This window comes from Blastomonas aquatica, assembly GCF_014639875.1.
GTDB lineage: Bacteria > Pseudomonadota > Alphaproteobacteria > Sphingomonadales > Sphingomonadaceae > Blastomonas > Blastomonas aquatica.
Genome location: NZ_BMGD01000005.1, coordinates 146,304 through 159,486 on the forward strand (window position 1 = coordinate 146,304; position 13,183 = coordinate 159,486).

Below are 13,183 nucleotides of genomic sequence, written 5' to 3' on the forward strand. Positions count from 1 at the left end.
AAGCTCATATCACTTCTGGCAGGCGGAGCACCAGAAGGTGGAGCGGCCAGACTGGACCGTGCGCTGTACCGTACCGCCGCACGGGCAGGGCTCTCCCTCGCGGGCGTAAACCCGCCATTGCTTGGCGAAATAGCCCAATTGGCCATCGGGCCGGGCATAATCGCGCAAGGTCGATCCGCCCGCCGCGATGGCATCGATCAGCACCGATTTGATTGCCGCGACCAGAGGTTTGAGCTTGGCAGGACCAATCTGTCCGGCCGCGCGCAGCGGAGAGATTCGCGCCATGTTGAGCGCCTCGCAGACATAGATGTTGCCCAGGCCGGCGACGATTCGCTGATCGAGCAGCATGGCTTTGATGGGGGAGGCGCGGCCTTTGAGCCGCTCTCGCAAGTACGCGGGGGTGAAATCGTCGCCCAGCGGTTCGGGGCCCATCGCGGCGAAGCTGGGAAAGTTCGCAAGGAGCGCGGTCTCGACCAGATCGACCGACCCGAATCGGCGCGGGTCGAACAGCGAGAGCACTTGCCCCGAATCGGTCTCGATCACGAGATGGTCATGCGTCCCGATCTCTTCGGGGTCGATTCGCCAGCGACCCGACATGCCGAGATGGAAGATCATCGAATCGCCGCGGTCGGTGCCCAGCAGGCCATATTTGGCGCGGCGGCTCAGGGTCACGATCCGCGCCCCGGTCATCCGTTGGCCCAGATCGACCGGAAACGCACGGCGCAGATCGGCACGGCGCGTGATGACGCTGGTCAGGCGCACATCCTGCAGCACGGCGGCAAGCCCGCGCACGGTGGTTTCGACTTCGGGAAGCTCTGGCATGGACATTCCGGCGTTATCAGTCTTTGCGCTTGGTACAAAGATGCTTACATGCGGTGCCATGAGCGAGACAGTGCCCTTTGGCTATCAGGATATCGACCCGGCTGAAAAGCAGGGACGGGTTGGCGGCATCTTTTCGAGCGTGGCTGCCAAATACGACATCATGAACGATGCGATGTCGGGCGGCATGCACCGGCTCTGGAAGGACCGCTTCGTCCGCCGGGTCAAGCCGCGCGCCGGCGAGGACATTCTGGATATGGCAGGCGGCACTGGCGACATCGCCTTCCGCATGGTCAAGTCGGGCGCCAACGTCACCGTCGCGGATATCAACCAGGATATGCTCGATGTCGGCATCGACCGCGCGGTCGAACGCGGCGAGGACCGGCTGGTCTGGTCGTGCCAGGATGCAGAGGCCCTCAGATTCCCCGATCGCTGCTTCAATGCCTATACGATCGCCTTCGGCATCCGCAACGTCACCCATATCGACAGGGCATTGGCCGAGGCGCACCGCGTGCTGCGCTATGGCGGGCGCTTCTATTGCCTTGAATTCTCCACGACCGAATGGCCGGGCTTTGGCGAGGTATACGATGCCTATTCGCACCATCTGATGCCGCGGCTGGGCCAGATGATCGCGGGCGATGCCGACAGCTATCGGTATCTCGCCGAATCGATCCGCCGATTCCCCAAGCCGCCCGTGTTCGAGCAGATGATCAAGGACGCCGGGTTCGTATCGACCAGGGTCGAGCCGATTCTGGGTGGCGCGGTGAACATCCATAGCGGGTGGAAGGCGTGATGCAGCCGGGCCAGGGGTTCGGCATCCGCGCATGACCGCTCCGCGCACGCATATCTTCCGGCTCCTCAAATGGGGCCGCATCCTTGCGCGGCATGGTGCGCTCAAAGGTCTGGAGGCTGCGCCGCAGACCCCGCCCGAGGTCCGCCGCCTGTTCCGCATCGCGCGGCTGGGTGCCCGCGTTCCCGCCAAGCCCGATTACGCCGGCGCCTTCCGCGCGATCGGTCCGGCGGCGATCAAGCTGGGCCAGACGCTCGCCACGCGGCCTGATCTGGTCGGCGAAGAGGCCGCGAACAATTTGCTGGAATTGCAGGACAGCCTGCCGCCGGTGCCGTTCGAGCTGATCCGAGCGGAGATCGAGCAGGGGCTGGGCGGCCCGCTCGAAAAGTTCTTTTCGCATGTTGACGAGGTGCCAGTCGGCGCAGCCTCGGTGGCGCAGGTTCATCGTGGGCGCACGATCGAGGGCCGCGATGTCGCGATCAAGGTGCTGCGCCCCGGCGTGCGCAAGAATTTCGCGCGCGATATCGAAACCTATGAATGGGCCGCCGCGCACCTCGAGGCGCTGGGCGGCGAGGCGACGCGTCTGCGTCCGCAGCTGACCATCGCCAACTTTCGCCGCTGGACGATGCGCGAGCTCGATCTGCGGCGCGAGGCGGCGAGCGCGTCGGAACTCGCCAGCGCGATGGACGGCCACCCCGGCTACCGCGTTCCCGATATCGATTGGGATCGCACCTGCGGCACCGTGATGACGCTCGAATGGATCGACGGCATCAAGATCTCGAACCGCGAGGCGCTGGTCGCTGCCGGCCACGACCTGCCCGATCTGGCGCGGCGGCTGGTGCTGGCGTTCCTGCGCCAGGCGATCGCGGGCGGCTTCTTCCATGCCGACATGCACCAGGGCAATCTGTTCGTGGCAGCAGATTCGACCATCGTGGCGATCGATTTCGGCATCATGGGGCGGATCAACCGGCAGGCGCGGTTCTGGCTGGCGGAAATCCTCTATGGGCTGACCACGGGCAACTACCGCCGCGTCGCCGAAATCCATTTCGAGGCGCAGTACGTGCCGAGCTATCACAATGTCGACGAGTTCGCGACCGCGCTGCGCGCGGTGGGCGAGCCGATGCGCGGCAAGCCGGTGAGCGAGCTTTCGGTCGGCCAGATGCTCGACGGGCTGTTTGCGATCACCCGCGATTTCGACATGAAGACCCAGCCGCACCTGCTGCTGCTGCAAAAGACGATGGTGATGGTCGAGGGCGTTGCCACCCAGCTCGATCCGCAGATCAACATGTGGGATGTTTCGGCGCCGTATGTGCGCGACTGGATCCGCGGCGAACTGGGGCCGGAAACGCTGCTCGCCGACCGGATCAACACCGATGTCGCGACGCTGCTGCGCCTGCCCGATCTGGTGCGGCGCCTCGAAGAACAGGTTCCGAAAAAGGGCGGCGCCCCCGAACCGCCCCCGATCCCGCACATCCCGCTGATCTGGGACAAGAAGGTGCGCGTGGCCGGGGCAGGCAGCGGCGGCTTCTGGAGCCATCTGGCGGCGTTGATCATCGGCGCGGGAGCCGGGGCGGCTGCGCTGTTTGCCTGGGTGCATTGAGTTTTTTGCTCTCTCCCCTTAAGGGGAGAGATACGAAGGCTTGCCAGCTTGCTGGCTAGCCGAAGTTGAGAGGGGCCTAGCCACCGCCACCTCAGGCGACTTCCCCCCTCCCAACCCTCCCCCCTAAAGGGGAGAGGGCTTTTGCCCCCCGCGCTCCACTCTCCCGTCAGCGCCCCAACGCCACCCCTGCCGATCCCCTGCGAAGGCAGGGGCCCATCTCCCGACCGCTGTGCCGGGTGCGAGGGCAGGAGATGGATGCTTGTCTGCGCAGGCAAGCGGGGAGGAGAGGGAGGCGGTTCCGCTTCCGTCATCCCGGGCTTGACCCGGTGTGCAATCTTTCCGACCGCCACGTTTGCGGTTAGGTTGCGCATCAACGCGCCTGATTTCTCAGGAGGGCTCGATGCCTACCGTTTGCAGCGGCGGCAAGGCTGTTGCCGTGGCACATCGGTGAAGGGAAGCAGGATGGTCTTTCGAAAATGGTTTAGCCGGCCTGCACCGGATCAGGCCAGGACTGCGCCCGAGGACATAGGCGGCCAGGTCTGGATGAGCAGCGTGCTAGACAACTACGATATCGGCATGAAGCAGGGCGCGCGGGCGAAGTTTTACGGTCACGATTGGAACCCGGCATCCTTGACGATACCGACGGAACCGGAAGAGGTATACCAAGCCTCCAAGCGACATCGGGAAGGCTTTGCGTTGCAACGATCGGAGCTTCCAGAAGCAATCGCAGTTTGGGACGAAAAGCGGTTCAATAAAGTCAAAGACATTTTTATGGCTGGCCCCTTTTACGCTGTAAAAGGCAGGCTCGCTGAAACCCTTTCGCAGTTCGATCTGGGCGAAGGGGGGGATAATCCCCTTCACCATCTACAAAGCCGACCTCGAAACGCCTTATCCAGGCGGATTTTTTCTGCTTAATTTTGGCTCACGAAAGAATACGATAGTTAAGGAGCAGAGTCAGAATATCTCTGTGCGGGGCATCCAAAAAATCACTGGCTTGGAACTGCTTAGGGTTAACGGCTGGTCTAAAGATGGCGATGTCGTTCTTTCTGAAATAGCGTTATCTGGCCCTGATCTATGGTTTGAAGCACGTGTTGATCACAAAATATTCCTGTCAGACGCGCTGGCACAAAGACTGATTTCTATTGGGTTGGGGGATGTATTCAAGCTTAAAGAATGCCGGATAGCGGGCGACGACGCATGACCGATGATCCCCGTAATGGTAGCCCAGACGATCCCCGCAATCGGATAGCAGTGACCGCTGAAAAAACCATCTAAGAGATGTTGATTTAAGGCATACAAGATGGCGGCTTTCCACGCCCCCCAGCTATCCAACGCCGATCTTGGATAGCCTGAAACCGCGGCCAACCAAGCCTCAACCCTACCCCTTCACCCCCAAAACCGCATCCAGCAACCCCGGAAACCGCTTGTCCACCTCCTCGCGGCGCAGCGTGTTCATATGCTGCACGCCGGCAATCCGCGTATGCACCAGCCCCGCCGCGCGAAGCACGCGGAAGTGGTGGGACATGCTCGATTTGGGGCGGCCGCCGTCCAAAGCGGCGCAGCTGGCTTCGATTTCGCGGTCGAGCTGGCGGACGATGTCTAGCCGGACGGGATCGCTCAGCGCGTGCAGCGCGTGTTCGATGGTGACGGTGGCAAGGTCGGGATGCTGATAGGTGCGCATGGCACTCATATAGCATGGCGGTCTTGTAAATCCTATAGTTCGATTATATACGTACTATCATAACAACTACAGGATTTCCCATGACTGATAAGACTCCCGCGCTGTTCGAGCCGTACACGCTCAAGTCCGTCACTTTGCGCAACCGCATCGCGGTCTCGCCGATGTGCCAGTATTCCGCCGAAAACGGCGTGCCTAACGACTGGCACCGCTCGCACCTCGTCTCGCTGGCGCGCGGCGGCGCAGGACTGGTCGTTGCCGAAGCCTCGGGCGTGTCGCCCGAAGGCCGGATTACGCCTGGCTGCACGGGCCTTTGGAATGACGAACAGCGCGATGCGTTCGCGCCGATCGTCGCCGAGATCAAGGCGGCAGGCGCCGTCCCCGGCATCCAGATCGCGCATGCCGGGCGCAAGGCCAGCGCCAACAAGCCCTGGGAAGGTGACGATCACATTGCCGAAGGCGACGCGCGCGGTTGGGAAACCGTCTCGCCGTCTCCAATCGCGTTCGGCGGGGGCCTTAGCAAGGTGCCGCGCGAAATGACGCTGGCCGATATCGAGAAGGTCAAGGCCGACTATGTGTCTGCGGCGATCCGGGCGCGCGAGGCCGGGTTCGAATGGCTGATGCTGCACTTTGCCCATGGTTATCTGGCGCAGAGCTTCTTCTCCAAGCACTCCAACCAGCGCACGGACAATTATGGCGGCAGCTTCGAGAACCGCTCGCGCTTCCTGCTCGAGACATTGGAAGCCGTGCGCGCTGTGTGGCCCGCCGAGCTGCCGCTGTCGGCGCGCTTCGGCGTGATCGAGTTTGACGGTAATGACGAAGAAACGCTTGCCGAGTCGATCGAGCTGATCAAGCTGATGAAGGCGCGCGGGCTGGACTTCATCGATGTCAGCATCGTTTTCTCGACGCCCGACGCCAATATCCCCTGGGGTCCGGCGTTCATGGCGCCGATTGCCGAGCGGGTGCGCAGCGAGACCGGGCTGCCTGCCGCGACCAGCTGGTATATCGGCACCTCGGAAAACGCCAACCGTATGGTCGAGACCGGCCAGGTCGATCTGGTAATGATGGGACGGCCTATGCTCGAGAACCCGCATTGGCCGTATCAGGCGGCAAAGGAACTGGGCAAGGACAAGCCCAGCTGGACGCTGCCTGCGCCTTATGCGCACTGGCTCGAGCGGTATCGCTGAGCCCGATTGCGACTGACGTGACAAGGAAGGCGGGGATTGCTCCCCGCCTTCTGTCGTTTCGTGTCCTCCCAATAGGGGTTTGGCCAATCAGGGGTTGGCGGTATCAGGCCGCGCTCTGCATCGGATAGCTGGTGCGCAGCAGCCAGATCGCGCGACGCTTGCGGTTGGCGCGCGTCTTGAACGGATTGTCGCGGCTGGGCTTCTGCGCAATCATCTCCTCGATGCGACGCTCGTCCGCATTCAGGTCAGCATTCAGGTGGTGACGCGGCTCTGCCGGGGTGTTGCGCGATGCGGGACGCGGTGCTGCCATCGGAGCCACCGCAGACGTCTGCATGGCCGGCTGATCGAGGCGGGCAGTCGAAGGCGCGGGCACCGGCGTGGTCACGGTTGTGCTCTGCGCGCGATCATGCGGACCTGCGAGGCGTCCATCGGGCGCTGCTGCCAGCGGGGCACTGTTTGTCACCCGTGCGCTCTTGCGGGTACGGGTTTTGCGCAATGCGATCGCGCCGCCACCGATTCCCAGCAACGCCAGCAATCCTGCCAGATAGCCCCAGATATCGCCGCGGCCCGATTCGGTGTCGCTGATCGTCGCATCCGGCTGCACTCCCGTTTCGACCGGTGCTGATGCGGCCGGGGCCATCGGGATGATATCTACCCCTTGCTCGGGCAGAGTGGCCAGCAGCTCAGGGGCGGAGCCGGTGCCGGGCTGCACACTGTCGGTCGGTTGGGCAGCAGCGGGAGACGTCGCTGCGCGGGTCTGCTCGCGCTCGGTGGGGGCGGCGCGCGCCGCTGTAGACGGGCGCTCGGTCGCATCCGCCGGGAGTGCTGCCGACGTTGTAAGCGAATCATCTGCCAGCGGGGGCGCAATGGGGATCGCCATCGGCATCGGCTCGCCTGGAAGAGAGGTAGAAGGGGCTGGTCCGCTCGGCGCTGGTCCGCTTGCTGTGGGCGGGGCAGTTTCGGGAACTGCAGGGTTGGCTGGTTGCGCGGTAGGCACCTGGATTTCGGGCGTCATCGTGGGATTAAACGCGTTAGGGCCTGCCGGCTGCATTGCCCCAGGCGGCGGCATCACTGGCGCGACGCCCGGAATGTCCTGCGCCAGAAGCGGGGTTGCGGTCAGGGCAAGAACGGCGGCAATCGCGGCCCTTGCCGGGCGAATGGGGTGCGATGTGTGTGTCATAGTAAGTCACCAAACGCTCAAGCACGGCAAAAACGTTCACGCCTGATCGTCGGATAACCGTTGAAGCGAGCCACCGGATCGGCCAGATGCCCAACTAGGTCTGGATACCATACCTAAATCCGTGGCTTTGGTGTCGTCGAAGGGGTCATCGAATGCGCAATCTCACCCTCGTGCTTGCCCTGATGGTGTTGATGCTTGGCGCAGCCAGCATGTGGCTCCAGGGGCCGTTGCCGTTCGACATCGAGATCACGAAAGCGCTGCAAGCGTTCATTCCGGCAGGCTCGGCGTGGATCGATTACCTCTCGATAACCGCCGGCTGGCCCGGAATCATCGTCAGCGGCTTGGTGGTGGCAGTGTTTGCAGCCTCGCTGGCCGGGTTGCGCGGGGCGGCAGCGGCGCTGGTCGGCATGGTGCTGGCGATGGCGATGGAGCGCGGGCTGCGGATGTTCGTGCTCGTCCCGCGTCCGTCATCCGAACTGGTCGATGTCGCCAAACTGTCTGCAAGCTCAGGCTTGCCATCGACCTTCGCGATGTTCTTTGGCGCGGCGTGCGGCGCGCTGATCGCGCTCGCCTGGGGCAAGCGCGGGTGCGAGGCGGTTCTGGTGCGCTCTGGGGCGGCTTCGCTGCTGGTGATCGGGTGCGCAGGTCGGATCGCTGCCGGGGGGCACTGGACCAGCCAGGTGCTGCCCAGTGCCGCGGCGGGCGTTCTCGCCAGCCTGCTGGCACTGCGCCTGTTCGGGCTGAGGCGCTGATCGCTTAATCGAGCAACGCAAACCGCGGCAGGCAGGCAAGCAGCGCGAGGGCCAGCCCGGCACCCGATGCGATCCACAAGGCCAGCAGTGCCATATCGAGATAGGCCACCACGCCCAGCCCTGCGCCACCGACCAGCCCGGACCATAACAGCAGATGCGGGACCCAGGTCCAGCGCTGACCGGCGTGATGGATCCGCGCGAGCGATTGCCCCAGCTTGACCAGCGTTCCGGTCATATAGGTGAGGCCAATGCTGACCTGCCCCTCTCGCTGGAACACGGTGTTTTCCATTCCCATCGCCAGCAGCGTGCAGCCGACTGCCGCCGTGCCCATTCCCGCCATGGCGAGGCCTGCCGCCATGGCGAGCAGCAGCGCAACTCCGGTTATGGTCAGCGGCAGGCGATAGCGGGTGGGGCACATATGTCCCACCAGCGACCCCAGCACCACGCCCGCGACGAAGGTTGCGATCATCGCTGCGGCGATTCCCGCGATCCGGCCATCGGTGAACAGACCCACCGCCATGCGGGTCGAGTTGCCGGTCATGAATGCGGTAAAGAAGCCGCCGGTATACAGAAAGCCGATCGCATCGACGAAGCCTGCCAGCGCGGCCAATGCCATCGCGAGATACCAGTGATGGCGCTGATAGCGGGTCATTGCGTGGTGCTATATGCGGTGCACGCGGTTTGCGCCAGCGTGACGCGGATATGCGCTTGGGGCCGTTTGACAAGTCCAACACCAAGGCCTATATCGCTCTCCAACACCGGACGTCTCGAGACATGACAGGTTTGCGCGGACCTGCCCACCGAATGAGATATCAGGCATCAATTTAACGCGATAGGCTGCAGTTCATGGGTATCCATGGGCTCGCGGCCTTTTGGCGTCTCTGACGCCGCGAATCGATAGATACAGATACCGACTTGCACGAAAAAGGCGAAGACAAAGCTATGGCAACCAAGGCACGTCCGACGGCTCAGCAGAAGCCGACTCCCATGAAGCGCATCCGCAAGATTTTCGGCGACATCCACGAAGTCAGTGAAATGCCGAACCTGATCGAGGTTCAGCGCGAGAGCTACGAGCAGTTCTTGCGCTCGGACCACTCGATCGGCTACATCTCGGGCCTCGAAAAGACGCTGCGCAGCGTGTTCCCGATCCGCGATTTCGCCGGCACTGCCGAGCTCGACTTCGTGCACTACGAACTCGAATCGCCCAAGTACGACGTGCAGGAATGCCGTCAGCGCGGGATTACCTATGCCGCGCCGATGAAGGTCACGCTGCGCCTGATCGTGTTCGAGGTCGACGCCGAAACCGAAAGCCGCTCGGTTCTCGATATCAAGGAGCAGGACGTCTATATGGGCGACATGCCCTTGATGACCGGCAACGGCACGTTCGTCGTCAATGGCACCGAGCGCGTGATCGTCAGCCAGATGCACCGCAGCCCGGGCGTTCTGTTCGATCATGACCGCGGCAAGACCCATTCTTCGGGCAAGTATCTGTTTGCTGCCCGCGTGATCCCGTATCGTGGGTCCTGGCTCGATTTCGAATTCGACGCCAAGGACATCGTCAACGTGCGTATCGACCGCAAGCGCAAGCTGCCGGTCACCTCGCTGCTGTATTCGCTGGGCCTCAATGACGAGGAAATCCTCGACCATTTCTATGAGAAGGTCGTCTACGAGCGTGGCACCGGCGGTTGGAAGATCCCCTATGTGGCCGAGCAGTGGCGCGGTCTGAAGCCTGCGTTCGACATCGTCGATGCGCTTACCGGCGAAGTTGCGTTCAAGGCGGGTGACAAGATCACCCCGCGCGCCGCCACCAAGGCGGGCAAGGATGGCCTCACCAGCCTGCTGATCCCGACCGAGGAAATCTTCGGCCGTTACAGCGCCTATGACCTGATCAACGAAAAGACGGGCGAAATCTATATCGAGGCTGGCGACGAAGTCACCGCCGAGAACCTGGAAAAGCTCGACAAGGCAGGCATCGACGAGCTCGTGCTGCTCGATATCGACCATGTCACCACCGGCCCGTGGATCCGCAACACGATGAAGGCCGACAAGGCCGACAATCGCGACATGGGTCTCGATGCGATCTACCGCGTCATGCGCCCCGGCGAGCCGCCGACGCGCGAAACCGCCGATGCCTTGTTCGAAGGCCTGTTCTTCGACGGCGAGCGTTATGACCTGTCCGCCGTGGGCCGCGTCAAGCTCAACATGCGTCTGGAACTCGACTGCGAGGACACTGTCACCACGCTGCGCCGCGAGGACATTCTGGCGGTCGTCAAGACGCTGGTCGATCTGAAGGACGGCAAGGGCGAAGTCGATGACATCGACAACCTGGGCAACCGTCGTGTGCGTTCGGTGGGCGAGCTGCTGGAAAACCAGTATCGCGTCGGCCTGTTGCGCATGGAGCGTGCGGTCAAGGAGCGGATGAGCTCGGTCGACGTCTCGACCGTGATGCCCAACGATCTGATCAACGCCAAGCCTGCGGTCGCCGCGGTGCGTGAATTCTTCGGCTCCTCGCAGCTGTCGCAGTTCATGGACCAGACCAACCCGCTGGCCGAAGTCACCCACAAGCGCCGTGTTTCGGCCTTGGGCCCAGGCGGTCTGACCCGCGAGCGCGCAGGCTTTGAAGTCCGCGACGTTCACCCGACCCATTATGGCCGTATCTGCCCGATTGAAACGCCTGAAGGTCCGAACATCGGTCTGATCAACTCGCTGGCCTCGTTCAGCCGGGTCAACAAATACGGCTTCATCGAAACCCCGTACCGCAAGGTCGTCGATCACAAGGTGACCGATGACGTTGTGTATCTGTCGGCGATGGAAGAGGCCAAGCACACGATCGCGCAGGCCAACGCCGAGCTCGACGACGACATGGGCTTTGTCGAGGACATCGTCTCGTCGCGTCAGGCAGGTGAATTCCTGATGGCGCCGCGCGACATCATCACCCTGATGGACGTCAGCCCCAAGCAGCTGGTTTCGGTTGCGGCATCGCTCATTCCGTTCCTGGAAAACGATGACGCCAACCGCGCGCTGATGGGATCGAACATGCAGCGTCAGGCCGTGCCTCTGGTGCAGGCCGAAGCGCCGTTCGTCGGCACCGGCATGGAAGAAACCGTGGCGCGCGATTCGGGCGCCGCGATCGCTGCCAAGCGCGCCGGCATCGTCGATCAGGTCGATGCGACCCGTATCGTGATCCGCGCCACCGGCTCGGTGGATTCGGGCCGTTCGGGCGTCGACATCTACACGCTGCAGAAGTTCCAGCGTTCGAACCAGAACACCTGCATCAATCAGCGTCCGCTGGTGAAGGTGGGCGAAGTGATTTCCGAAGGCGATATCATTGCCGATGGTCCTTCGACCGATCTGGGCGAACTGGCGCTGGGCCGCAATGCGCTCGTCGCGTTCATGCCCTGGAACGGCTACAACTACGAAGATTCGATCCTGATCTCCGAACGCATCGTCAAGGACGACGTATTCACCTCGATCCATATCGAAGAATTCGAAGTGATGGCCCGCGACACCAAGCTGGGTCCTGAAGACATCACCCGCGATATCCCGAATGTCGGCGAGGAGGCCCTGCGCAACCTCGATGAAGCGGGCATCGTCTATATCGGTGCGGAAGTGCATCCTGGCGACATTCTGGTCGGCAAGATCACCCCCAAGGGCGAAAGCCCGATGACTCCGGAAGAAAAGCTGCTGCGCGCGATCTTCGGCGAGAAGGCAAGCGATGTGCGTGACACCTCGCTGCGTCTGTCGCCGGGCGTATCGGGCACGGTGGTCGAGGTCCGTGTGTTCAACCGTCACGGTATCGACAAGGACGAGCGTGCCCTGGCGATCGAACGCGAGGAAATCGAGCGTCTGACCAAGGACCGCGAAGACGAACGCGCCATTCTCAACCGCGCCACCTACAACCGCCTGCGCGAAATGCTGGTCGGCCAGGTTTCGTCTGCTGCGCCCAAGGGCGTCAAGAAGGGCGATGCAATCACCGAAGAGCTGCTCGAGGAAGTCGAGAAGCATCTGTGGTGGAAGTTCGCCGTCGAGGACGATGCGGTCCAGTCCGATCTGGAAGCCGTCAAGGTCCAGTATGACGAAGCCGTCACGCGGATCACCGAGAAGTTCGATGACCGTCGTGAAAAGCTGGAGCGCGGCGACGAGCTGGCTCCGGGCGTGCTCAAGATGGTCAAGGTGTTCGTCGCGGTGAAGCGCAAGCTGCAGCCGGGCGACAAGATGGCCGGCCGTCACGGCAACAAGGGCATCATCAGCCGCATTCTGCCGATCGAGGACATGCCGTTCCTCGAAGACGGCACGCATGTCGACTTCGTGCTCAACCCGCTGGGCGTTCCCAGCCGCATGAACGTCGGTCAGATCTTCGAAACCCATCTGGGCTGGGCCGCGCGCGGTCTAGGCCAGCAGATTTCGAAGGCGCTGGACGACTGGCGTGAGGCCAATCCAAACCCCGAAGCGGGCGCTCCGCCCGATGCGCTGCGCGAGAAGCTGAAATACGTCTATGGCGAAGATTACGACGCCGAGATCGACAGCCGCTCGGATGAAGCCGTAGTCGAACTGGCCGGTCTGCTGCGCAACGGCGTTCCGATGGGCACCCCGGTGTTCGACGGTGCGCGCGAGGCGGACGTTTCGCGGATGCTGGAGCGGGCGGGTCTCGACCCCTCGGGCCAGGTCGATCTGTACGATGGCCGTACAGGCGACAAGTTCGACCGCAAGGTGACCGTGGGCTATATCTACATGCTCAAGCTGCACCACCTTGTGGACGACAAGATCCACGCGCGCTCGATCGGTCCCTACAGCCTCGTCACCCAGCAGCCGCTGGGCGGTAAGGCGCAGTTCGGCGGACAGCGCTTCGGGGAAATGGAGGTCTGGGCACTCCAGGCCTATGGCGCGGCCTATACGCTGCAGGAAATGCTGACGGTGAAGTCCGATGACGTGGTCGGACGCACCAAGGTCTATGAGGCGATCGTCAAGGGTGACGACACGTTCGAGGCCGGCATTCCTGAGAGCTTCAACGTTCTGGTCAAGGAAATGCGCTCGCTGGGTCTCAACGTCGAGTTGAACTCCATCGACGCGCTTCCCGATCCGGACGAGATTGCGGAAGCCGCGGAGTAAGACATGCTCCCCTCCCCTTCAGGGGAGGGGCCGGGGGTGGGGCAGTAATGTGCCCCGCCCAAATTCCC

Annotated in this window: 10 protein-coding genes; 6 read left to right on the forward strand and 4 right to left on the reverse strand. The window is 62.8% G+C overall.

The features are described from left to right. Window positions 1-9 precede the first annotated feature (9 nt). On the reverse strand, window positions 10-822 hold the full coding sequence (gene mutM / locus IEW00_RS14185) for a bifunctional DNA-formamidopyrimidine glycosylase/DNA-(apurinic or apyrimidinic site) lyase (RefSeq protein WP_188515227.1): 813 nt from the start codon (window positions 820-822) through the stop codon (window positions 10-12). Between the two features lie 58 nt (window positions 823-880). Between mutM and IEW00_RS14190 the strand changes: the two genes are divergently transcribed. From IEW00_RS14190 to IEW00_RS14200, 3 genes are all read left to right on the forward strand, one after another. Continuing rightward, complete coding sequence (locus IEW00_RS14190) at window positions 881-1,612, forward strand: class I SAM-dependent methyltransferase (RefSeq protein WP_188515074.1); 732 nt, start codon at window positions 881-883, stop codon at window positions 1,610-1,612. 31 nt (window positions 1,613-1,643) lie between these two features. Then, complete coding sequence (ubiB, locus tag IEW00_RS14195) at window positions 1,644-3,209, forward strand: 2-polyprenylphenol 6-hydroxylase (protein WP_188515075.1); 1,566 nt, start codon at window positions 1,644-1,646, stop codon at window positions 3,207-3,209. Between the two features lie 363 nt (window positions 3,210-3,572). Continuing rightward, window positions 3,573-4,124 (forward strand): hypothetical protein, encoded by a 552-nt coding sequence (locus tag IEW00_RS14200; RefSeq protein ID WP_188515076.1) that lies wholly within the window; start codon window positions 3,573-3,575, stop codon window positions 4,122-4,124. Window positions 4,125-4,587: 463 nt separating this feature from the next. Here IEW00_RS14200 and IEW00_RS14205 read toward each other — a convergent pair whose 3' ends face one another. Beyond that, window positions 4,588-4,890 carry an ArsR/SmtB family transcription factor gene (locus IEW00_RS14205; protein WP_017672237.1) on the reverse strand — a complete coding sequence of 101 codons (303 nt, stop codon included), beginning with the start codon at window positions 4,888-4,890 and terminating at the stop codon, window positions 4,588-4,590. 80 nt (window positions 4,891-4,970) lie between these two features. Between IEW00_RS14205 and IEW00_RS14210 the strand changes: the two genes are divergently transcribed. Beyond that, window positions 4,971-6,074 carry an NADH:flavin oxidoreductase/NADH oxidase gene (locus tag IEW00_RS14210; RefSeq protein ID WP_188515077.1) on the forward strand — a complete coding sequence of 368 codons (1,104 nt, stop codon included), beginning with the start codon at window positions 4,971-4,973 and terminating at the stop codon, window positions 6,072-6,074. Between the two features lie 103 nt (window positions 6,075-6,177). Here IEW00_RS14210 and IEW00_RS14215 read toward each other — a convergent pair whose 3' ends face one another. Beyond that, complete coding sequence (locus IEW00_RS14215) at window positions 6,178-6,954, reverse strand: hypothetical protein (protein ID WP_188515078.1); 777 nt, start codon at window positions 6,952-6,954, stop codon at window positions 6,178-6,180. A 452-nt stretch (window positions 6,955-7,406) separates the two neighbouring features. Here IEW00_RS14215 and IEW00_RS14220 point away from each other — a divergent pair, with 452 nt between their 5' ends. Next, the gene (locus tag IEW00_RS14220) at window positions 7,407-8,006 is read left to right on the forward strand and encodes a phosphatase PAP2 family protein (RefSeq protein ID WP_188515079.1); all 600 of its coding nucleotides are present in this window, start codon (window positions 7,407-7,409) and stop codon (window positions 8,004-8,006) included. Between the two features lie 4 nt (window positions 8,007-8,010). Here IEW00_RS14220 and IEW00_RS14225 read toward each other — a convergent pair whose 3' ends face one another. Continuing rightward, window positions 8,011-8,658 carry a YoaK family protein gene (locus tag IEW00_RS14225; protein WP_188515080.1) on the reverse strand — a complete coding sequence of 216 codons (648 nt, stop codon included), beginning with the start codon at window positions 8,656-8,658 and terminating at the stop codon, window positions 8,011-8,013. Window positions 8,659-8,948: 290 nt separating this feature from the next. Here IEW00_RS14225 and rpoB point away from each other — a divergent pair, with 290 nt between their 5' ends. Then, window positions 8,949-13,115, forward strand: coding sequence for a DNA-directed RNA polymerase subunit beta (gene rpoB, locus IEW00_RS14230; protein WP_373282648.1), 4,167 nt, complete (start codon window positions 8,949-8,951; stop codon window positions 13,113-13,115). Window positions 13,116-13,183: the final 68 nt, after the last annotated feature.

What these genes read in the sequence shown, in the direction of transcription:
- mutM (WP_188515227.1), bottom strand. Translation starts at nt 822, where the DNA reads ATGCCAGAGCTTCCCGAAGTCGAAACCACCGTGCGCGGGCTTGCCGCC.
- IEW00_RS14190 (WP_188515074.1), top strand. Translation starts at nt 881, where the DNA reads ATGAGCGAGACAGTGCCCTTTGGCTATCAGGATATCGACCCGGCTGAA.
- ubiB (WP_188515075.1), top strand. Translation starts at nt 1,644, where the DNA reads ATGACCGCTCCGCGCACGCATATCTTCCGGCTCCTCAAATGGGGCCGC.
- IEW00_RS14205 (WP_017672237.1), bottom strand. Translation starts at nt 4,890, where the DNA reads ATGCGCACCTATCAGCATCCCGACCTTGCCACCGTCACCATCGAACAC.
- IEW00_RS14210 (WP_188515077.1), top strand. Translation starts at nt 4,971, where the DNA reads ATGACTGATAAGACTCCCGCGCTGTTCGAGCCGTACACGCTCAAGTCC.
- IEW00_RS14215 (WP_188515078.1), bottom strand. Translation starts at nt 6,954, where the DNA reads ATGGCGATCCCCATTGCGCCCCCGCTGGCAGATGATTCGCTTACAACG.
- IEW00_RS14220 (WP_188515079.1), top strand. Translation starts at nt 7,407, where the DNA reads ATGCGCAATCTCACCCTCGTGCTTGCCCTGATGGTGTTGATGCTTGGC.
- IEW00_RS14225 (WP_188515080.1), bottom strand. Translation starts at nt 8,658, where the DNA reads ATGACCCGCTATCAGCGCCATCACTGGTATCTCGCGATGGCATTGGCC.
- rpoB (WP_373282648.1), top strand. Translation starts at nt 8,949, where the DNA reads ATGGCAACCAAGGCACGTCCGACGGCTCAGCAGAAGCCGACTCCCATG.